Origin of the sequence: Aeromonas sp. SE22, assembly GCF_038739755.1 — a bacterium.
GTDB lineage: Bacteria > Pseudomonadota > Gammaproteobacteria > Enterobacterales > Aeromonadaceae > Aeromonas > Aeromonas jandaei.
The window spans coordinates 45,457-65,031 of sequence record NZ_JBCGFD010000002.1 but is presented as its reverse complement, the minus strand read 5'-3'; the positions used below and the strand labels follow the sequence as shown (position 1 = coordinate 65,031).

The 19,575-nt window shown below is 61.4% G+C and carries 16 protein-coding genes; 11 read left to right on the top strand and 5 right to left on the bottom strand.

Going from position 1 to position 19,575, the window contains the following annotated elements; all coding sequences use genetic code 11:
• Positions 1–48 precede the first annotated feature (48 nt).
• Entirely contained in the window at positions 49–1,449 is a 1,401-nt protein-coding gene (gene asnS, locus AAHA39_RS04115; protein ID WP_042032530.1) for an asparagine--tRNA ligase, read from the bottom strand.
• Between the two features lie 187 nt (positions 1,450–1,636).
• Between asnS and AAHA39_RS04110 the strand changes: the two genes are divergently transcribed.
• On the top strand, positions 1,637–1,978 hold the full coding sequence (locus AAHA39_RS04110; RefSeq protein ID WP_043851311.1) for a hypothetical protein: 342 nt from the start codon (positions 1,637–1,639) through the stop codon (positions 1,976–1,978).
• Here the strand turns inward: AAHA39_RS04110 and AAHA39_RS04105 are convergent.
• Together AAHA39_RS04105 and bioA are read right to left on the bottom strand one after the other, a co-directional pair.
• Positions 1,975–2,808 carry a HAMP domain-containing protein gene (locus AAHA39_RS04105; protein ID WP_320657394.1) on the bottom strand — a complete coding sequence of 278 codons (834 nt, stop codon included), beginning with the start codon at positions 2,806–2,808 and terminating at the stop codon, positions 1,975–1,977. The two genes, AAHA39_RS04110 and AAHA39_RS04105, sit on opposite strands and share 4 nt — an antisense overlap.
• A gap of 176 nt (positions 2,809–2,984) precedes the next feature.
• The gene (bioA, locus tag AAHA39_RS04100; protein WP_320657395.1) at positions 2,985–4,259 is read right to left on the bottom strand and encodes an adenosylmethionine--8-amino-7-oxononanoate transaminase; all 1,275 of its coding nucleotides are present in this window, start codon (positions 4,257–4,259) and stop codon (positions 2,985–2,987) included.
• 221 nt (positions 4,260–4,480) lie between these two features.
• Here bioA and bioB point away from each other — a divergent pair, with 221 nt between their 5' ends.
• From bioB to htpX, 5 genes are all read left to right on the top strand, one after another.
• The gene (gene bioB, locus AAHA39_RS04095) at positions 4,481–5,569 is read left to right on the top strand and encodes a biotin synthase BioB (protein ID WP_216954198.1); all 1,089 of its coding nucleotides are present in this window, start codon (positions 4,481–4,483) and stop codon (positions 5,567–5,569) included.
• Entirely contained in the window at positions 5,566–6,762 is a 1,197-nt protein-coding gene (bioF, locus tag AAHA39_RS04090) for an 8-amino-7-oxononanoate synthase (RefSeq protein ID WP_320657396.1), read from the top strand. Before bioB ends, bioF begins: the two co-directional genes overlap by 4 nt.
• Positions 6,755–7,570: a malonyl-ACP O-methyltransferase BioC gene (bioC, locus tag AAHA39_RS04085; protein WP_320657397.1), complete on the top strand. Its 816-nt coding sequence runs from the start codon at positions 6,755–6,757 to the stop codon at positions 7,568–7,570. Before bioF ends, bioC begins: the two co-directional genes overlap by 8 nt.
• A 58-nt stretch (positions 7,571–7,628) precedes the next feature.
• Positions 7,629–8,309, top strand: a complete 681-nt coding sequence (bioD, locus tag AAHA39_RS04080) for a dethiobiotin synthase (RefSeq protein ID WP_043851316.1) — start codon at positions 7,629–7,631, stop codon at positions 8,307–8,309.
• Positions 8,310–8,420: 111 nt separating this feature from the next.
• Positions 8,421–9,293, top strand: a complete 873-nt coding sequence (gene htpX, locus AAHA39_RS04075) for a protease HtpX (RefSeq protein ID WP_041208392.1) — start codon at positions 8,421–8,423, stop codon at positions 9,291–9,293.
• An 80-nt stretch (positions 9,294–9,373) separates the two neighbouring features.
• Here the strand turns inward: htpX and AAHA39_RS04070 are convergent, their stop codons facing one another.
• Positions 9,374–11,176 (bottom strand): MOSC N-terminal beta barrel domain-containing protein, encoded by a 1,803-nt coding sequence (locus AAHA39_RS04070; RefSeq protein ID WP_320657065.1) that lies wholly within the window; start codon positions 11,174–11,176, stop codon positions 9,374–9,376.
• Positions 11,177–11,604: 428 nt separating this feature from the next.
• Between AAHA39_RS04070 and AAHA39_RS04065 the strand changes: the two genes are divergently transcribed.
• From AAHA39_RS04065 to yciA, 5 genes are all read left to right on the top strand, one after another.
• Entirely contained in the window at positions 11,605–13,251 is a 1,647-nt protein-coding gene (locus tag AAHA39_RS04065) for an NAD(P)-binding protein (RefSeq protein ID WP_320657064.1), read from the top strand.
• Positions 13,248–16,823 carry a pyruvate:ferredoxin (flavodoxin) oxidoreductase gene (nifJ, locus tag AAHA39_RS04060; protein ID WP_320657063.1) on the top strand — a complete coding sequence of 1,192 codons (3,576 nt, stop codon included), beginning with the start codon at positions 13,248–13,250 and terminating at the stop codon, positions 16,821–16,823. Before AAHA39_RS04065 ends, nifJ begins: the two co-directional genes overlap by 4 nt.
• Positions 16,824–17,179: 356 nt before the next feature.
• Positions 17,180–17,803 (top strand): DUF6988 family protein, encoded by a 624-nt coding sequence (locus AAHA39_RS04055; protein ID WP_320657062.1) that lies wholly within the window; start codon positions 17,180–17,182, stop codon positions 17,801–17,803.
• Between the two features lie 245 nt (positions 17,804–18,048).
• Positions 18,049–18,867 (top strand): NAD-dependent epimerase/dehydratase family protein, encoded by an 819-nt coding sequence (locus AAHA39_RS04050; RefSeq protein WP_320657061.1) that lies wholly within the window; start codon positions 18,049–18,051, stop codon positions 18,865–18,867.
• A 59-nt stretch (positions 18,868–18,926) separates the two neighbouring features.
• On the top strand, positions 18,927–19,331 hold the full coding sequence (gene yciA / locus AAHA39_RS04045) for an acyl-CoA thioester hydrolase YciA (protein WP_033113469.1): 405 nt from the start codon (positions 18,927–18,929) through the stop codon (positions 19,329–19,331).
• Here yciA and AAHA39_RS04040 read toward each other — a convergent pair whose 3' ends face one another.
• Positions 19,332–19,556: a hypothetical protein gene (locus tag AAHA39_RS04040; RefSeq protein ID WP_005337874.1), complete on the bottom strand. Its 225-nt coding sequence runs from the start codon at positions 19,554–19,556 to the stop codon at positions 19,332–19,334.
• Positions 19,557–19,575 lie beyond the last annotated feature (19 nt).

The window sequence follows — 19,575 nt, the reverse complement described above, 5'->3', positions numbered from 1 at the left end:
GCCGACCCAAAGGTCGGCTTTTCAGATCTGTGCGACAGGTTGTCGTTATCAGAACTCGGCGGTACGCGGGGTACGCGGGAAGGGGATCACGTCGCGGACGTTGCCCATACCTGTCACGTAGACCACCAGACGCTCGAAGCCCAGACCGAAACCGGAGTGCGGCACGGTGCCGTAGCGACGCAGGTCGCGATACCACCAGTAATCTTCCTGCTTCAGGCCCATCTCGGCCAGGCGGGCATCCAGCACCTCCAGACGCTCTTCACGCTGTGAGCCACCGATGATCTCGCCGATCCCCGGAGCCAGTACGTCCATCGCGGCAACGGTCTTGCCGTCGTCGTTGAGGCGCATGTAGAAGGCCTTGATATCTTTCGGGTAGTTCTTCACGACTACCGGAGACTTGAAGTGCTCCTCGGCCAGATAGCGCTCGTGCTCGGAGGAGAGGTCGATACCCCAGGAGACCGGGAACTCGAACTTCTTGCCGCAGTTCTGCAGCACTTCGATGGCGTCGGTGTAGTCGATCTGGGCGAAGTCGGAGGAGACGAAACGCTCCAGACGGCCGATGGCATCCTTGTCCACGTGCTGGGCAAAGAACTCCAGATCGTCGCGGCGCTCGGTCAGTACGGCGTTGAAGACGTACTTCAGCATGGCTTCGGCCAGCGCGGCGTTATCTTCCAGATTGTTGAAAGCCACTTCCGGCTCCACCATCCAGAACTCGGCCAGGTGACGGCTGGTGTTGGAGTTTTCGGCGCGGAAGGTCGGGCCGAAGGTGTAGACCTTGGAGAGGGCACAGGCATAGGTTTCGGCGTTCAGCTGGCCGGATACGGTCAGGAAGGCCTCTTTGCCGAAGAAATCTTCGTTGTAGTCCACCTTGCCGGCGTCGGTGCGCGGCAGGTTTTCCATATCCAGGGTAGAGACGCGGAACATCTCGCCTGCACCTTCGGTGTCAGAGGCGGTGATGAGCGGGGTCGCTACCCAGACAAAACCCTCTTCGTGGAAGAAGCGGTGGATGGCCTGAGCCAGGCAGTGACGAACCCGGGTCACGGCGCCAACGATGTTGGTGCGCGGGCGCAGGTGAGCCTGTTCACGCAGGTACTCGATGCTGTGGCGCTTGGCGGCCATCGGGTAGGTGTCCGGATCTTCGACCCAGCCGACGACCTTGACTTCGGTAGCCTGCAGTTCGAACGCCTGACCGCTGCCCTGAGATTCGGTCACGACGCCAGTCACTTCCACGGAGCAAGCTGTGGTCAGACGCTGCACTTCATTCTCGTAATTGGCCAGGGTATTGGGGACGACGGCCTGTACCGGATGGAAACAGGAGCCATCGGAAATGGCCAAAAATGAGATCCCCGCCTTGGAATCACGGCGAGTCCGGATCCACCCTCGTACAGTCAGGGTGGTGCCAACCGCATGTTTACCGGTCAGCACATCAACTACGGATGCGTGCGTCATCGAAATATTGTCTCCAGCTTGTTCTTTGCAGCGCTATGGGTCTGGCCCGGGCAATCATTGGCCCATCATGGCAGACTAAGCCGTTAATCTTACCCGCGCGGGTTTGATAAACAAGCAAAAATGTCGGACTCTGGTGGGGTTTTCGGCATGGTTCACCCGATATGGGGTCGCGGGGCAGGAGAGGCGAGTGAAAGATCGGCGGCAGGGGCCCGATTGGCTGACACGGCTGTTGCAGGGGCTGGTACTGCTCTGCTGGGGTGGCTTTATCGTGCTGCTCTCTATTTATCACCACGCCCGCCCCGAGCGAGCCTACGGTTTTCTGGTCTATGGCGGCGAGAGCGTGCGGGCCGGATGGGATCCGGTTTTTACCCCCTGGCTGCTGCACGGGCTGTGGGGGTGCTGCCTGCTGACCCTGGTGGCGCTATTTGTTGGCCGCAAGCGCCATCGCCGCCGGGAGGATGCCCGGCACGTCCATCTGGCGATCCTCCTGCTTATCCTTATCGCCAGCCTGCTCTTCTACTATCTCTAGTCTTCTTGTTGGCCCGTAGTTCGGGTCTGTTCATGATCCCGTTTGCTGCAAGCGGGACGCTTGCCAAGCTGGCGCTCCACGCTGTCTAGCATCTGGTTGTAGGCGAGCGCCAGCCGGCCAATCTCGTCGCCATCGTCCCCCTCCAGCCGATGGCCGAAGTCATGCATATCGGTGGCTTCTTCCATCGAGCGGGTCAGCTGGTTGAGGGGGCGGACGATCCAGGTGCGGATGACCCAGAGAGTCAGCAGCAGTCCCAGCCCGAAGATGCCGGTGAGGATCAGCGCCGAGGTGAGGATATTCTGCTCGACCCGGGTAAAGAGGGAGTCGAGGGAGTAATCGAAACGGACGGCGCCGAGCACGGTATTCTCCGGCACCAGATGGCAGCTGGTGCAGTCGGTGCCGCGAAAATCCTTCTTGGCCAGCAGCGGACGGGTCACCACTAGCCGGCTGTGCATGCCGTTGTGCACCACCTCAAGGCTCCCTTTGCCCGCCAGCGCCAGCTGGTCATAGTCATCCTTGCCCTGCTCTGCGGGGCGCCCCGGCCCGAACTGTTTGCTCACCGCCTCGCCACGGACGATGCGGGCATCCTCCACATGAGCGTGCTCGAGAAACTTGGCGCGCAGGGTGTCGCGGGCATCCATCTTGCCGGTCAGCATCAGCATGTTGAGGCCGTCGAAGTAGGCTTCGGTCTGCTCCTGACTCTGCTCCTTGATGAGGCTCAGGATGAGATCGCGCTCGCGCACCGCCTGATAGGCGGCGGAGAAGACCAGTACCATGGAGAAGATGAAGAGCAGGAAAAAGTTGATTTTGGCAGCAATGGAGAGGCGCATGAGCAATCTTTCTTTATGGTAAAACCGCAGCAGTCTACCCCTCTTGGCGCCTCAGGTCTGGTGTTTTGCTCACATTCCGGCAAGTGAACGGGGGTGAGGTGCATAAACTCGCCCTCTTTATATATCAAATGGGGATGCCACAGACGGGCGACCGGTGAGGCCGCCCGCGATGATGTTTAAAACTCGCCCTCGGCAATCGCCTGGCTGATGGCACCGGTCAACACCCGCAGCTCTTCGGGGGTGATCACGAAGGGGGGCATCAGGTAGACCAGCTTGCCAAAGGGGCGGATCCAGGCGCCCAGTTCGACAAACTTGCGCTGGATGCGCGCCACGTCCACCCGCTCCTTCATCTCCACCACCCCGATGGCACCGAGCACCCGCACATCCGCGACCGCCGGGTTGAGAGTCAATTCCACCAGCTCGGTACGCAGTTGATGTTCGATGGCGCGCACCCGCTCCTGCCACGGCGAGGCGAGCAGCAACTCGATGGAGGCGTTGGCCACCGCGCAGGCAAGCGGATTGCCCATAAAGGTGGGGCCGTGCATAAAGACCCCCGCCTTGCCGTCACAGATGGTGCAGGCGACATGCTCGGTGGTGAGGGTCGCCGAGAGGGTGAGATAGCCGCCGGTGAGCGCCTTGCCCAGACACATGATGTCGGGAGTGATGCCGGCCCAGTCGCAGGCAAACAGCTGGCCGGTGCGGCCAAAGCCGGTGGCGATTTCGTCGGCGATGAGCAGTACGCCGAACTCGTCGCACAGGGCGCGCACCCACTGCAGGTAGCGGGGGTGATAGAAGCGCATGCCGCCAGCGCCTTGCACGATGGGTTCGAGCACGATGGCGGCGATCTCTTCGTGATGATCCGCCATGAGTGTGGCTAGCTCCACCACGCACTGCTCGTCCCACTCGGCGTGGAAGCGACAGCTGGGCGCTTCGACAAAATGGTGCTCCGGCAGGAAGCCTTTGTAGAGCTCGTGCATGCCGCCATCCGGGTCGCAGACGCTCATGGCGCCGAAGGTGTCGCCGTGATAACCGCTGCGCAGGGCGACAAATTTGGCTCTGGGCGTCCCTTTGGCGTGCCAGTACTGCTGCGCCATCTTGAGCGCCACTTCTACCGCTACCGAGCCGGAATCCGCCAGAAAGACCCGATCCAGCCCCTTCGGAGTGATCTCCCCCAGCTTGCGGCAGAGCTCGACCGCCGGGGCGTGGGTCAGGCCGCCAAACATTACGTGGGACATCTTGCCGAGCTGGGCGGTGGCGGCGGCGTCCAGTTCCGGCACCTGATAGCCGTGCACGCAAGCCCACCAGGAGCTCATGCCATCCACCAGTTCACGGCCATCGCTGAGGGTGATCTTCACCCCCTTGGCGCTGGCCACTTCATAGCAGGGCAGGGGGTGAGTGAGAGAGGTGTAGGGGTGCCACACATGGTGCAGGTCGAATTCTTGGTTGGTCATTTATTCTTCTGTTGTCAATTGGTTTGATCTGGTCGGTGTTGACAGTCTACGCGGGCTCTCTACACTAGCCAACAATTTCAGCCACTTGGCTCTGCGCAGATCACTATTCGCACGAGCTCGGCAGCGGGTTTTGCGCTCACGCTCTTGCAAGGACCTCTTGCAAAGACCTTTTGCAAGGATGGCGGGCGCAGGATCCCACCAATAACAACCGGAAGCCATGTATGAATGCTCTCACTACGGGCGGTCACGCCCTTCGTCATGACTGGACGCTCGCCGAGGTTCAGGCCCTGTTTGCCCTGCCATTCAACGATCTGCTGTTTCAGGCCCAGAGTGTCCACCGCGCTCATTTCGACCCGAACGAAGTGCAGGTGAGCACCCTGCTCTCCATCAAGACCGGTGCCTGCCCGGAGGATTGCAAATACTGCCCCCAGAGCGCCCGCTATCACACCGGCCTTGAGGCCGAGCGGCTGATGGAGGTGGAGAAGGTGCTGGAGCGGGCCCGCGAAGCCAAGGCCAATGGCTCGTCCCGTTTCTGCATGGGGGCCGCCTGGCGCAACCCCAAAGAGAAGGACATGCCCTACATCATCCGGATGATCGAGGAGGTGCGCGGGCTGGGGATGGAGACCTGCATGACGCTGGGGATGCTCACCGCCGATCAGGCGGCGCGTCTGGGGGCTGCGGGGCTTGATTACTACAACCACAACCTCGACACCTCGCCGGAGTTTTACGGCGAGATCATCTCGACCCGTACCTATCAGGACCGGCTCGATACGCTGGAACATGTACGCAGTGCTGGCATGAAGGTCTGCTCCGGTGGCATCGTCGGCATGGGTGAGCAGGCGAAAGATCGGGCGGGCCTCTTGATGGCGCTGGCCAACCTGCCGCGCCACCCGGAGAGTGTGCCCATCAACATGCTGGTCAAGGTGAAGGGGACGCCGCTGGAGGATCAGGAGAACCTCGATCCGTTCGAATTTATCCGCACCATCGCCGTGGCGCGGATCATGATGCCGGCCTCCCATGTACGCCTCTCCGCCGGGCGGGAGAAGATGAACGAGCAGATGCAGGCGATGTGCTTTATGGCTGGGGCCAACTCCATCTTCTATGGCTGCAAGCTGCTGACCACCCCCAACCCGGACGAAAACAGCGATATGCAGCTGTTCAAGCGGCTCGGCATTCGTCCCGCCCAGCGGGCCCAGAAGCCGGATCAGGTCCAAGAAGAGGAGTTGCTGGCCGAGGTGAGCCGCCAGAGCGAACCTGCCGAGATGTTTTATGACGCTACCCGCCCCCGTGCAGAGACTGCGCGGTCATGACTGGCCCAGCAGTAACAGGCCCTTTTGCATTGGGCGCAGCGCTGGCCGAGCGCGAGCAGGCGGGCCTGCTGCGCAACCGCATCGCGACCGATGGGGCGAGTGGCGGGCGGCTCAGGGTCGCGGGGCGCGACTACCTCAACTTTTCCGCCAACGACTATCTGGGTCTGGCGGATCATCCCGCCATCAAAACTGCCTTCAAAGCGGGGATTGAGCGCTATGGCGCGGGCGCCGGCGCCTCGCCGCTGGTGACCGGTTACAGCCGTGCCCACCAAGAGCTTGAGGAGACCCTGGCCGATTGGCTCGGGGTGGAGGCGGTGCTGCTGTTCAACTGCGGTTTTTCGGCCAATCAGGCGGTGCTTAAAGCGCTGCTCGGCAAGGAACACCTGCTGTGGCAGGACAAACTCAACCACGCCTCCCTGCAGGAGATGGGCAGCCAGCTCCCCTGCAAGATGAAGCGCTTTGGTCACAACGATATGGCTGCCCTTGAACGGCAGCTTGAGCCAAATCGCGGACTGATTGTTTCGGAAGGGGTGTTCAGCATGGACGGGGATCAGGCCCCCTGGGGGGAACTCGCGGTATTGGCAGCCCGGAGCGGCAACTGGCTGATGATCGACGATGCCCATGGTCTCGGCGTGCTGGGGCCAGAGGGGCGCGGCACCCTGGCGGCGCAGGGAGTTAACACGGCCAGCGTACACATCCAGATGGGCACCTTTGGCAAGGCGCTTGGCATCGCCGGTGCCTTTGTTGGCGGTAGTCGCGAGCTGGTAGAGTATCTGGTCAACTTCGCCCGCCACTATGTCTACAGCACCCATATGCCGGCGGCGCAGGCTTGCGCAGTCAGCAAGAGTATCGAATTGGTACGTGCCGCCGATGAGGCCCGCGCCCATCTTGGTCAGCTCATCGCCCGCTTCCGGCAAGGGGCGCAGGCGCTGGGTTGGCAACTCGGTGCCAGCGCCACCCCCATCCAGCCGCTGCTGGTGGGGGAGAGCTCTGCTGCTTTGCAACTGGCCGAGCAACTGCGGGATCGCGGCGTCTGGGTGAGCGCCATCCGCCCGCCCACGGTGCCGGTCGGTACGGCCCGGCTGCGCATTACTTTGAGTGCAGCCCACCGCGAGCTGGATGTGGATCGCCTGCTTGATGCCTTGGGGGTTTGCCCTGCAGAGGCAACGGTTGGGGAGGCTTGCCATGGCTGAGCGTTTTCAAACGGTGGACAAGGCGCAGCTCGCTCGTCGTTTCGGGGCGGCGGCCCGTCACTACGACGCCCATGCCCGTTTTCAGCAGGAGGTGGGGCTGGCGCTGCTCGAGCTGATGAGCGCGGCTGGTGTACGTGAGGAGCGTCGGGGCTGCGGGCTCGATTTGGGCTGCGGCACCGGCTTTTTCCTGCCTCATCTTGCCACCCGCTGCGCCGGGCTGACCGGGCTGGATCTCGCTCCCGGCATGCTGGAGCAGGCGGCCTTGCGTGGCAGCGGGGCCCGACTGGTGTGCGGCGATGCCGAGCAGCTCCCTTTCGCCGATAACGTGTTCGACTGGGTTTTCTCCAGCCTCGCGCTGCAGTGGTGCGAGCGACCAGCGCAGGCCTTCGCCGAGCTGCTGCGAGTGGTCAAACCCGGTGGCCAGATCTTCTTTTCCACCCTGCTCGATGAATCGCTCTGGCAACTGCGCGCCGCCTGGCAGCAAGTAGATGGCCGAGCCCATGTCAACCGCTTCCTTGGCCTGCCACAATTGGAGCAGGCGTTGTTATCGGCGGGCGCCATTGCCCCGGGGCTTGAGTGCAGAAACTGGGATCTTGCCTATCTTGAATTGCCGCAGTTGTTGCGCGATCTCAAGGGGATCGGGGCAAATCAGATCAATGATGAGTGTGCCCGCAGTGCACCGGCCGGACTGAGCGGCCGCGCCAGATTGCAGCGGCTGGCTCAGGCGTATGAAGCATTTCGTCAGGCCGATGGCCAGCTGGTGGCCAGTTACCGGGTCTGTCTGGGCCGGCTCGGCAAACCTTGCTGAACCAGCCAGAGTATGAGGGGGAGGGGCGCGTTGGGCCCTCTCCTGCCAAGGAGAGAGCATTATGAAGTCATTCTTTATCACCGGCACCGACACGGACGCAGGCAAGACGCTGGTGGCGCGCACCCTGCTGCGGGAATTCAGCGCACAGGGAATCAAGTGCGCGGGTTACAAGCCGGTCTCGGCCGGATGTGCCCGCACGCCCGAGGGGCTACGCAACCTCGATGCCGTCCTGTTGCAGGAGGCGGCGAGCCTGCCGCTGCCCTACGAGACGGTCAACCCCTACGCCTACGAGCCGCCGATTGCGCCGCACATCGCGGCCAGCGAGGCGCGCCAGCCCATCAGCCTGCAGGGGCTGAGCGAGGGGCTGCGCAAGATTGAGCAGGCGGGGGCCGAGCTTGCCATCGTCGAGGGGGCGGGGGGCTGGTATCTGCCGCTGGATCGCAAGCACCTGCTGTCGGACTGGGTGAAGCAGGAGAACATGCCGGTGATTCTGGTGGTGGGGGCCAAGCTTGGCTGCCTCAACCATGCCCTGCTCACCTTTGCCGCCATTCGCAACGATCAGCTGCCGGTGGCAGGCTGGGTTATTAATCGGCTGCACAGCTCGATGAGCCACTATCAGGAAAATCTGGACACTCTCAGGGGCTTGTTGCCTGCGCCATTTCTGGGGGAAATTCCCTTTATAAACAATCCGTTTGAAGCTAACCTGCAGGGCCGACTCGATATCTCGCCACTGCTGTGACGGCATATTCAGCGAACATTCATCGAATCTCCCTAAAATGCCATCCATAACATGGTGATAGGGAGGTTCAATGAACCCCGGCCATGTCCGTTATTCTCACAAGGAGTCAATATGAAGCGAATAATACTATTCCTGGTGACCAACCTGGCCGTCATGCTGGTGCTGGGGGTGGTACTCAATATCCTGTTCTCGGTTCTGGGTATCAACAAGTCCAGTATTTCCGGCCTGTTGGTCTTCTGTGCCGTGTTCGGTTTTGGCGGTTCCTTTATCTCCTTGCTGATGTCCAAGTGGATGGCCAAGCGCAGCTATGGCGTCCAGGTGATCGAGCAACCCCGCAACGAGACCGAGCACTGGCTGGTGAGCACTGTGGCCCGTCAGGCCCGTGAAGCCGGGATCCAGATGCCGGAAGTGGGGATCTACGACTCTCCCGAGATGAACGCGTTTGCTACCGGTGCCCGCCGCGATGACTCGCTGGTGGCCGTCTCCTCCGGCCTGCTCTACAGCATGAGCCGCGACGAGGCGGAAGCGGTGCTGGCCCACGAGGTGAGCCACGTAGCCAACGGCGACATGGTGACCCTGACCCTGATCCAGGGGGTGGTGAACACCTTCGTGATGTTCTTCGCCCGCATCGTGGCTGGGGTCATCAGCAACTTTTTCAGCTCCAACAACGATGAAGAGAGCAGCAGCACCGGCGGTTTTGCCTACATGATCACCGTGTTCGTGCTGGAGATGGTGTTTGGCGTACTCGCCTCCATCATCGTCATGTGGTTCAGCCGTCAGCGTGAGTTCCGCGCCGATGCCGGTGCCGCCAAGCTGGCCGGTCGCGACAAGATGATCGCCGCCCTTGAGCGCCTCTCTCGCGGTGCCGAGCCGCAGCTGGAAGGCTCCATGATGGCCTTTGGCATCAACGGCAAGCGCTCCATGAGCGAGCTGTTTATGAGCCACCCGCCCATCGAGCAGCGTATCGCCGCCCTGCGTGGTTAATCTCGCCAGTTGCTACCAAGCAAAACGGCTGCCTCGGCAGCCGTTTTTTATTGTCCGCGCATTATCGCGGCTCGATCACCTTATTCGATGACGAGGTCGGTCAGCGGCACTGCGCAGCAGGTGAGGATCTTGCCCTCGGCTCGCTCGGCGGCGCTGATGGCGGGGGCGTCGGGATGCGCCACCTCGCCCGAGACCAGCGTCTGCTTGCAGCTGCCGCAGATGCCGGCGCGGCAGCTCCAGGGGAGATCTACCCCCTGCTTGCTGGCCTGATCGAGGATGGTGCCCTGATTGTTGCCGGCAAACTCCCGCTCGCCGATGCGCAGTTGCACTGGCTGATGAGCACGGGCAACCGAGAGAATGGCGCCGCCAAAGCTCTCCTGTCTGATACGTGCGGCAGGCACGCCGCGCGCAGCCACTTTTGCCGCCGCATCGGCCATAAAGCCGTGGGGGCCGCAGATAAACACCTCCCGTCCGGCCAACCCCTTGACCAGTGCGAGATGCTCATCGCCGAGCCGCCCTTTCTGCCCCTGCCAGTGACTGTCCGGCTGGCTCAGGATAATGGTGAGGGTCATCCCCTGCTGCGCCATGGCGTGCAGCTCGCTGGCGGCGGGAATATCCGCTTCGCTGCGGCACAGGTGCATGAAGTGGAGATCGCCAAGCTCGCCGCGCAGGGCCAGAGTACGGGCCATCGCCAGCATGGGGGTGACGCCGGAGCCTGCGGAGAGCAACAGGAGGTTGCGCTCGTGGCCCAGGTGAAACTCGCCAACGGGGTTGGCGGCCAGCAGGGTGTTGCCCACCTGCATCTGCTGGTGCAGCCAGTGGGAGATGCGGCCGCCCCCCACCTTCTTGACGCTGATGCTGTAGCGCTCCGGCCGAGCCGGTGTGGAGCTCAGGGTATAGCGGCGCTGAACCCGCTCGTTTTTGATATCGAGGCTGATGGGCAGATGCTGGCCCGGCAGGTAGTCGGGCAGCGGCTCGCCATCGGCTGCCTCGAACCAGAAGGTCTCCAGATCCCGCGCCAGCGGTTCGCGGGCCACGCAGATCAGCTCGCGCTTTTTCGGTGCGCCGTCAGGGTAGGGGGCAGGGCGCTTGCGCTCCAGCACCTCGATCTCGCTACCCGCTTCAATCCACCCCTCGTTCAGGGCGATCAGGTTCTGGCCGAAGTAGACCTCGCCATCCTCGCCTCGCCGGTAACGGGTGAGGGTCGCCAGCGGCTCTTTGAGGGCATTGAAGCGATCGGTGCCCGCTTCCACCGTGGTCATGATGCAGCGGCTGCAGGGCTTGGCGACCTGAAACTCCACCTCGCCGATGCGGATGCGCACCCAGCTGTCCTCCTCGAAGGGGCGGGCGCCGCTCGCCACCAGATTGGTGCGAAACTGGCTCATCTGGTGCAGCGCATCGGAGCGCAGATTGAGATCATCCAGCGAAGCCTGGCTTATCAGCAGCAGCGGATAACCATCGGCAAAGCTGACCCGGGTGCCGGTCTTCTCGCGAAAGCGGTCAGACTCTGCACCGAGCCAAAGCAGCGCTACCGGTTCGCCAGCGACCCGGCTCAGCCAGCTGTCGGCGATTGGGGTGGTATGCAGGGCGGTGAAGCGGTCGCCCCAGACCCCTGTCGCTTGCGGGGCACGGCTGAAATCGGACTCTTGCAGGGCGAGAGGCTCGAACCCCGGATAGTTCAGTTGCAGGCCGCCTGCAACTGGAGTTGCAACTACCTGCTGCAATTGGGGGTGGGTACGGGCGGTGATGAAGGTGCCATCAGGCTTGACCACCATGTAGCGGCGATCCCCTGCGAGCCCCTCCTGGGTGACTTGGGCGCGTGCCTGAGGCATGCCGGCGGTCGATTTGATGGGGTATAGGTGAATGCTGTCTAGCCTTGGCATCTTCGTATCCTTGTGAAGCGGCGCAGTCGCCTGGAAAAAGGGGAACATAACGGTTCCCACTGCGAGGGGCAATCTCTTTACGGGGCGCAGAGATGCGGGTTCGATAGATGCAGTTTTTTTTGCAAAAAATCGCAGAGGGGCAACCGGGCTATCCGGTTTTTGCACGCTTGGCCGCAACCTTGACGAGATAAGGAGTGGAGTCAAGCGGGAAAGATGTTATCCCGGTCACGTTCTGTTTAAAACCACCCATTAAATGCAACATTTTTTGATCCTGATTCGCTAATCAGTACAAAAAAGCCGCCATTATCGACTCAGTTCCCAGTTTCTAACGCTTTCGCTTCTTCCTCATCCGGCCACCGTCCGCCTCGGCTACACGGTATCAAGCGCCATCGGGTGGGGCCTGTCACACAAAAAGAAGAAAGCAATGTATGAGCAAACAACTGGACATGACCCCATTGCCGGATCTCTCCCTGAAAACGGGAACAGGCCCGGTGCGTACCCGGCTACCTGTCTGGCGGCCGGCCCTGCCACCCTGCAATCACGCCTGCCCGGCCGGAGAAAATATCCAGGCCTGGCTCTCTCTGGCGCAGGCCGGTCGCTTTGAAGCGGCCTGGCAGACCCTGATCGAAGAGAACCCCTTGCCCGCCATTCATGGCCGGGTCTGCTATCACCCCTGCGAGAGCGCCTGCAACCGCGGGCAGGTGGATGAATCCGTCTCCATCCACGCCATCGAGCGTTTCCTTGGCGACGAGGCGCTGGCCCGTGGTTGGCAGCCTGCGCCACCTGCCCCTGCCAGCGGCAAGAAGGTGCTGGTGATCGGTGCCGGCCCCTCCGGCCTCTCCTGCGCCTGGCACCTCAACCGGCTTGGCCATCAGGTGGAGATCCGCGAAGCCGGGCCACTGGCGGGCGGCATGCTGCGCTTTGGTATTCCCGCTTATCGTCTGCCCCGCGATGTGCTGGATCGGGAGGTGTCCCGCATCGTGGCGGCCGGAGTGACGCTGACTCTCAACCACAAGGTGGAGGATGTGCTGCGCGAGCGCGACGAGGGAGGCTTTGACGCCGTCTTTATGGCCATCGGCGCCCATCTGGCCAAGCGCGTCGATATCCCAGCCCGGGAAGCGGGCAAGATCCTCGATGCGGTGAGCTTCCTCGAACAGGCCAGTCTGGCCGAAGAGCAGGGCTTGCCACCGCCCAAACTGGGGCGGCGGGTAGCCATCTACGGCGGCGGCAATACCGCCATGGACGCGGCCCGTACCGCCCGCCGCCTCGGGGTCGAGGAGGCGATGATCATCTACCGCCGCGACCGCGACCATATGCCGGCCCACGCCTTCGAAGCCGATGAGGCCGAGGAGGAGGGGATCAAGATCAACTGGCTGCGCACCATCCGCCAGCTCGACAACACCAATATCGAGGTGGAGGTGATGGCGCTGGATGCCGAGGGCAAACCGGTGCCCACCGGCAAGTTTGAAACCCTCGAAGCGGACTCCCTCATTCTGGCGCTCGGTCAGGAGGTCGACCTTTCGGTGCTGGAGAGCATTCCCGGCGTGCGGGTCAACAAGGAGGGAGTGGTACAGGTTGGCGAGAACCTGATGACGGACGTGCCGGGCCTGTTTGCTGGTGGCGACATGGTGCCCTCCGAGCGCACCGTCACCATCGCCACCGGTCACGGCAAGAAGGCGGCGCGCCATATGGATGCCTGGCTGCGCGGTCGCCACTACCACAAACCGCTCTCCTACCCGCTGGTGGGGCCCGAGCAGTTGCAGCTCTGGTTCCAGACCCATGCCCCGGCCAGCAGCCAGCCGGTCAAACCGCCCTCGGCGCGGGACGACTTTGGCGAGATCATCGGCGGGCTGGATGAGGTGGCCGCCCGCTACGAGGCTGCGCGCTGCTACTCCTGCGGCAACTGCTTTGAGTGTGACGGCTGCTATGGCAGCTGCCCCGAGCAGGCCATCGCCAAGCTGGGGCCGGGTCTGGGGTATCAGGTGGATGCCGAGCGCTGCACCGGCTGCGGTGCCTGTCACGACCAGTGCCCTTGTCACGCCATCGAGCTGCGCCAACCGGAGGAGTCCCAATGAAACATGAACTGATCATGGTTGACGGCAACGAAGCCGCAGCCCGGGTGGCGTACCAGCTGAGCGAAGTGTGTGCCATCTATCCCATCACCCCGAGCTCGACCATGGCCGAACTGGCCGATGCCTGGGCGGCAGAAGGGCAGACCAACCTGTGGGGCAACATCCCCACCGTGGTAGAGATGCAGAGTGAGGGGGGGGCGGCTGGCACGGTACACGGCGCCCTGCAGGCGGGGGCGCTCGCCACCACCTTTACCGCCAGTCAGGGGCTGATGCTGATGCTGCCCAACATGTACAAGATCGCCGGTGAACTGACTTCGGCGGTATTCCATGTGGCGGCCCGCTCGCTGGCGGCGCAGGGGCTGTCGATCTTTGGCGACCATCAGGACGTGATGGCGGCACGTAGCACCGGCTTTGCCATGCTCGCCTCCGGCTCGGTGCAGGAGGCGCAGGACTTGGCCTTGGTTGCCCACAGCGTCACCCTGCAGTGCCGGGTGCCCTTTATCCACTTCTTCGACGGGTTCCGTACCTCCCACGAAGTGAACAAGATCACCGCCCTGCATCGGGATGAAATTCGCGCTCTTATCGACAACGATTGGGTGCGCGCCCACCGTGCCCGGGCCCTCAACCCGGATCATCCGGTGATGCGTGGCACCGCCCAGAACCCGGATACCTACTTCCAGTCCCGCGAGAGCGTCAACCCCTTCTACGAAGCGGTACTGGCACGGGTGCAGCAGTGCATGGACAACTTGGGCGATCTGACCGGCCGCCACTACCGGTTGGTGGAGTACCACGGTGCACCGGATGCCACCGACGTCATCGTGCTGATGGGCTCGGGGGCGGCCACCGCCCGCACCACCGTGGATTGGCTCAACCGGCAGGATCGCAAGACCGGGGTACTGGTCATTCGCCTCTATCGCCCCTTCCCGGTACAGGCGCTGCTCGATGCGCTACCGCAGAGCGTGCGGCGCATGGCGGTGCTGGATCGCACCAAGGAGCCGGGGGCGGGCGGTGAGCCGCTGCTGCTGGATGTGCAGAGCGCGCTGATCGACGGCTTGCAGCGCGGCCTTATCAAGCGGCTACCCTGGCTCAGTGGCGGTCGCTACGGCCTCTCTTCCAAAGAGTTCACCCCCGCCATGTGCGCGGCGGTATTCGAGGAGCTGGCATCCGATGCGCCGCGCCCGCGCTTTACCGTGGGGATTGTCGATGATGTGTCGGGCCTCAGTCTGGCATGGCACCCCATAGGCGATCTGGAGCCCGCCAGCCGGGTGCGGGCGCTCTTCTTCGGCCTCGGTGCCGACGGCACTGTGGGCGCCAACAAGAACAGCATCAAGATCATCGGCGAGCTGGAGGGGTTCCACGCTCAGGGCTACTTCGTCTACGACTCCAAGAAGTCTGGCTCGCGCACCGTCTCCCACCTGCGCTTTGGCCCCGAGCCCATCGATGCCCCCTGGCTTATCGAGCAGGCGAGCTTTATCGGCTGCCACCAGTGGGGCTTTGTCGAGTCGGTAGACCTGCTGGAGCATGCTGCCGAAGGGGCGACCCTGCTGCTCAATGCTCCCTATGAGCCTGACCGGGTCTGGGCCGAGCTGCCCGAGCGGCTGCGTGCCCGCATCCGCGCCCTCGATATCCGCCTCTACTGCATCGATGGGGATCGGGTGGCCGAGCGCAACGGCATGGGCAATCGCATCAACACCATCATGCAGACCTGCTTCTTCGCGTTGGCTGGCATCTTGCCGCGGGATGAGGCGATTGCGCTGATCAAGGAGAGCATCGAGAAGAGCTATGCCCGCAAGGGGCCCGAGGTGGTCGAGCGCAACTTCGCGGCGGTGGACGACACCCTGGCCCATCTCCATCAGGTGGCCATCCCGGCCGGTGAAGAGCAGATCAGCGACTATCCGCTGCCACTGGCACCGGGTGGCAGCGAGTTTGTGCAGCGGGTTACTGGCGAGATGCTGGCGGGGCGCGGCGATCTTATTCCGGTCTCCATGCTGCCGGTGGATGGCACTTACCCCACTGCCACCAGCCGCTTCGAGAAGCGGGATATCGCCCGCGAGATCCCGATTTGGCATTCGGATATCTGCATCCAGTGCGGCAACTGCGTTTTTGTCTGCCCCCACGCGGCGCTGCGGGCCAAGTTCTACCATCAGGACTGGCTGGCGACCGCCCCCGAGGCAGCGCAGTCGGTGCCCGTCACCGCCAAGGGCTTCCCCGACAGCCGCTACACCTTGCAGCTCTACCCGGAAGATTGCACCGGTTGTGGCCAGTGCGTGCAGGCTTGTCCGGTGCGGGCCGGAGCGGATGAGAGCCATGAAGGCGAGCGCGCCATCGCCATGATGGACAAGGCGCCCCATCTGGCTGGCCAGAAACAGGCACTGCGCTGGTTCGAGAGCCTGCCGTGGCCTGCCCGCGAGCGGGTGGACTTCTCCACGGTGCGCGGCACCCAGTTCCTCGAACCCCTGTTCGAGTTCTCCGGTGCCTGCGCCGGCTGTGGCGAGACCCCCTATCTCAAGCTGCTGACCCAGCTGTTTGGCGATCGCATGCTGGTGGCCAACGCCACCGGTTGCTCCTCCATCTACGGCGGCAACCTGCCGACTACGCCGTGGGCCAAGAACGGCGAAGGGAAGGGGCCGGCCTGGTCGAACTCCCTGTTTGAGGACAACGCCGAGTTTGGCTTTGGTTTTCGTCTCACCGCCGATCAGCATCACGGTCAGGCGGTGGCGGCCCTTGAGGCGATGAAGGGGGAGCTGGGCCCAGAGCTGGTCGATACCCTGATTAGCGTCCCGCAGCGGCTGGAGTCGGAGATCCGCGCCCAGCGCACCCGGGTAGCGCAAGTGCGCGAGCGGCTGGAAGAGGTGAAATCCGGCAAGGCCCGCGAGCTGCTGTCGCTTATCGATCAGCTGGTGCGCCGCTCGGTCTGGATCATCGGCGGCGATGGCTGGGCCTATGACATCGGCTCATCGGGGCTCGATCATGTGCTCGCCTCCGGGCGCGATGTGAACGTGCTGGTGATGGATACCGAGGTCTACTCCAACACCGGCGGCCAGATGTCGAAATCGACCCCGCTCGGTGCCGTCGCCAAGTTCGCGGCGGGGGGCAAGACGCTGGCCAAGAAGGATGTAGCCTTGCAAGCCATCTCCTACGGCAACGTCTATGTTGCCCGCATCGCCTTTGGTGCCAACCCGCAGCAGGCGCTGCAGGCCTTGCGCGAGGCTGAGGCCTATCCGGGCCCGTCGCTTATCATCGCCTACAGCCACTGTATCGCTCATGGCATCGATATGGAGTTTGGCCTGACCCAGCAGAAACGCGCCGTGGCCTCCGGTCACTGGCCGTTGATGCGCTACAACCCGGTATTGCGCAGTGCGGGGCAGAACCCCTTCAGCCTCGACAGCCTGCGCCCCTCCATCCCCCTTGCGGAATATCGGCAGGAGGAGACCCGTTATCGGGTGCTGGCCCAGAGCCATCCGGAGGAGGCCGAGCGGCTGATGCAGGTGGCGCAAAAAGTGGCGTGGCAGAAGTGGGCCACCTACGAGGAGATGGCCACCCGCGAAGCCAGCCATTTCCATCCGCCGGTGTGATGGTGAAGTAAGTGAAATATAACCAAGCGGGCCATTGGCCCGCTTGGTTGAATTGGAATAGAATCACACTGATTTCATAGAGCAAAAAATTCCTATCTATATCACAGCGAGCTCAGCTACTGTGTTAATAATACATTCAGTGTTAGTTGCAAAAATATGATTTACACTCATGTCGGATATGCGGAATGGTATCTTTAAAGTTGCGATGAAATATTTTTGTGTGTTCTAAAATAGATGGCTTTGTATTGAAGTGACGACTTCTATTTTAAAAGGCACGACTCAGCGTTTCAGCTGGATGTTTTATTGTCAAGCGTTAAAAATTAATGCAGTGCTGTTTTTAAGGAGATGTTTAATATATGGATGTTTTTGTTGAGTCAGCTTGGCTGGCAGAAGAATTGAGTAAAGTGATTGATTGCCCACTTTTTGACAATTCCGATAGAATTATTACTAGTGATGTAGCATGTAGCTTATCATTGGAACATTGGCATTCAATAAGAGTAACTTTAGAGCTTGGTTATTTACCTTCTGCTCTTGTCGTTCACAGGTCGCAATTTGAATCGATAGTTCGTTCCATTTGGTTGTTATATAGCGCTTCAGATGCTCAGTTAGCAAAGCTGAGTGTTGAATTGACTTTAGAGTCGGAACAAGCAGCGAAAAACATTCCACAAATGTCACAAATGATGGATGCACTAGCAAAGGATGCACCTATAGAAGCATTCAAGGCACTTTCTCGCTTCAAAGACCATTCATGGAAAGCTTTAAACTCTTATGTACATGCAGGTATCCATCCTATTCGAAGGCATAGTGAAGGATATCCAGTTAAGTTAATTCATGATGTGCTCAAAAATGCAAATGGATTAGCTATTTTATCTTGTATGCAGTCTGTTGTATTATCTGGTCGGCAGCCATTGCAACGTGAAATATTAAAGTTGGCAGAAAAAAGAGCAATTTGTATGCCTCCGATATTAAATAATATCTAACAACTTTCTGAGTTAAGTGCTGTGAGTGTAGTTTTTGCTCTTTTCTCTGTCCCTCAGGCTGACCGAGCGAGGGAAGCAATGTGGGGGGGAGAATATAAATCCTAGTGTCGCTAGCAGATAGACAGATACCGCCGTCTTGGCGGCATTTGTCTATCTGTAGGCTGTAGGAAAGTTGGCCAAGGCTTCCTTTTCCGACCAAGGCAGGTAAGCTGCGAGGCAAATAGCGTCAAGCAGGAGAAGGGACGATGACAGAACAACATATCGCCGGGACGATCGGCATTCTGGGGGCGGGGTGGCTGGGGCTGCCGCTGGCGCGAGCCCTGTTGGCGGCTGGCAAGCAGGTGGCGGTGACGGTCAGCAGCGCCGAAAAAGCGGCCCGTTTGCAGGGGGAGGGGATCGCTGCCCATCCGCTGACGATTTCTGCCCATATGTCGGATGCGTGGCCCATCCCCTGCGAGAGTCTGGTGATCTGCGTACCTCCCAGCAAGACCGATGACTATCCGCAAGCGGTGGCAAGGGCCTGCGCGTTGGCCAAAGCGAATGGCACCCGGCGGGTGCTGTTTGTCAGCGCCACCTCGGTATGGGGGGCGGGTCAAGAAGAGGGTGAGCAGCCCAAACCGCGCCATGCCCGTGGCGAGCGGATGCTGGCGGCGGAGCAGGCGGTGCTGGCGGCCGGTTTCGAGACGGTGATGATAGTGCGCCCCTCCGGCCTTTATGGCCCGGATCGCCATCCCGGCCGTTTCCTCGCGGGCAAGACTCTCGATGGTGGCGCCCAGTCGGTCAATCTGGTCCATCTGGACGATGTGGTGGCGGCTTGCATCTTGCTGCTGGAGCGGGGCAAGGACGGGGATGTCTTCAACCTGAGCGCGCCGGTGCATCCGCGCCGCGAGCAGTTCTACCCCTTTGCGGCGCGCCAGCAGGGGCTGCCTGTGCCGGTCTTTATCGAGCCTGCCGGTGAATTTCAGCCCATCGACGGTCAGCTGATTTGCCAGCAGATGGGATTCAACTATCGCTGGCCCGATCCGGCCCACTGGTTTGCCGAGCTCGCCGCCTCGGGCAATTGAGGTTTGCCAAGGGGGTGATCGCCCCCTATCATGCCGCCATCCATGAGAGAGAGGCGGTAATGATGGTAGATACAAAACGTCACCCCGATGGGGAGTTGTTGCTGAGAACCCTGGCAATGCCAGCCGATACCAACCCCAATGGCGACATCTTTGGTGGCTGGATCATGTCCCAGATGGATATAGGTGGGGGCATTATGGCCAAGGAGCTGGCAAAAGGACGTATTTGTACCGTATCCGTCGAAGGCATGACCTTCCACAGTCCGGTCAAGGTGGGCGATGTGGTCTGCTGCTATGGCCGCTGCATGAAGATCGGCCGCAGCTCCATGAAGCTCAAGCTGGAGGTGTGGGTCAAGCCGGTACTGCGGGAAAACGACGCCCAGCGCTACTGTGTGACCGAGGGGATCTTCACCTATGTCGCCATCGACGAACACGGCAAATCCCGCCCGGTTCCGGTGAGTGCCTGATCAAATAAGCCGGGCGTTGATGATGGATATTTCCTGCTCAAGCCCGGTTTTTTGCCGTATCATGCGTTCCAGCATCTCCTCTGACCCTACATACTGAAGGGTGTCGAACAGACAGAGATCGCATTGAGGGTCCCGTCTTATCTGGTAGACGGTGGCCAGCTCCACTTGATGACAGTTTCCTTGTTGATCATAAAACGTCACGTTGTACCGAAGTTCTTTCGCCATGAGACAGCGTCCTTCTGGT

Bases quoted from the DNA above. Each gene is read 5' to 3' on its own strand.
- asnS (WP_042032530.1), bottom strand. From the start codon at position 1,449: ATGACGCACGCATCCGTAGTTGATGTGCTGACCGGTAAACATGCGGTT.
- AAHA39_RS04105 (WP_320657394.1), bottom strand. From the start codon at position 2,808: ATGCGCCTCTCCATTGCTGCCAAAATCAACTTTTTCCTGCTCTTCATC.
- bioA (WP_320657395.1), bottom strand. From the start codon at position 4,259: ATGACCAACCAAGAATTCGACCTGCACCATGTGTGGCACCCCTACACC.
- bioB (WP_216954198.1), top strand. From the start codon at position 4,481: ATGAATGCTCTCACTACGGGCGGTCACGCCCTTCGTCATGACTGGACG.
- bioF (WP_320657396.1), top strand. From the start codon at position 5,566: ATGACTGGCCCAGCAGTAACAGGCCCTTTTGCATTGGGCGCAGCGCTG.
- bioC (WP_320657397.1), top strand. From the start codon at position 6,755: ATGGCTGAGCGTTTTCAAACGGTGGACAAGGCGCAGCTCGCTCGTCGT.
- htpX (WP_041208392.1), top strand. From the start codon at position 8,421: ATGAAGCGAATAATACTATTCCTGGTGACCAACCTGGCCGTCATGCTG.
- AAHA39_RS04070 (WP_320657065.1), bottom strand. From the start codon at position 11,176: ATGCCAAGGCTAGACAGCATTCACCTATACCCCATCAAATCGACCGCC.
- AAHA39_RS04065 (WP_320657064.1), top strand. From the start codon at position 11,605: ATGAGCAAACAACTGGACATGACCCCATTGCCGGATCTCTCCCTGAAA.
- nifJ (WP_320657063.1), top strand. From the start codon at position 13,248: ATGAAACATGAACTGATCATGGTTGACGGCAACGAAGCCGCAGCCCGG.
- AAHA39_RS04055 (WP_320657062.1), top strand. From the start codon at position 17,180: ATGGATGTTTTTGTTGAGTCAGCTTGGCTGGCAGAAGAATTGAGTAAA.
- AAHA39_RS04050 (WP_320657061.1), top strand. From the start codon at position 18,049: ATGACAGAACAACATATCGCCGGGACGATCGGCATTCTGGGGGCGGGG.
- yciA (WP_033113469.1), top strand. From the start codon at position 18,927: ATGATGGTAGATACAAAACGTCACCCCGATGGGGAGTTGTTGCTGAGA.
- AAHA39_RS04040 (WP_005337874.1), bottom strand. From the start codon at position 19,556: ATGGCGAAAGAACTTCGGTACAACGTGACGTTTTATGATCAACAAGGA.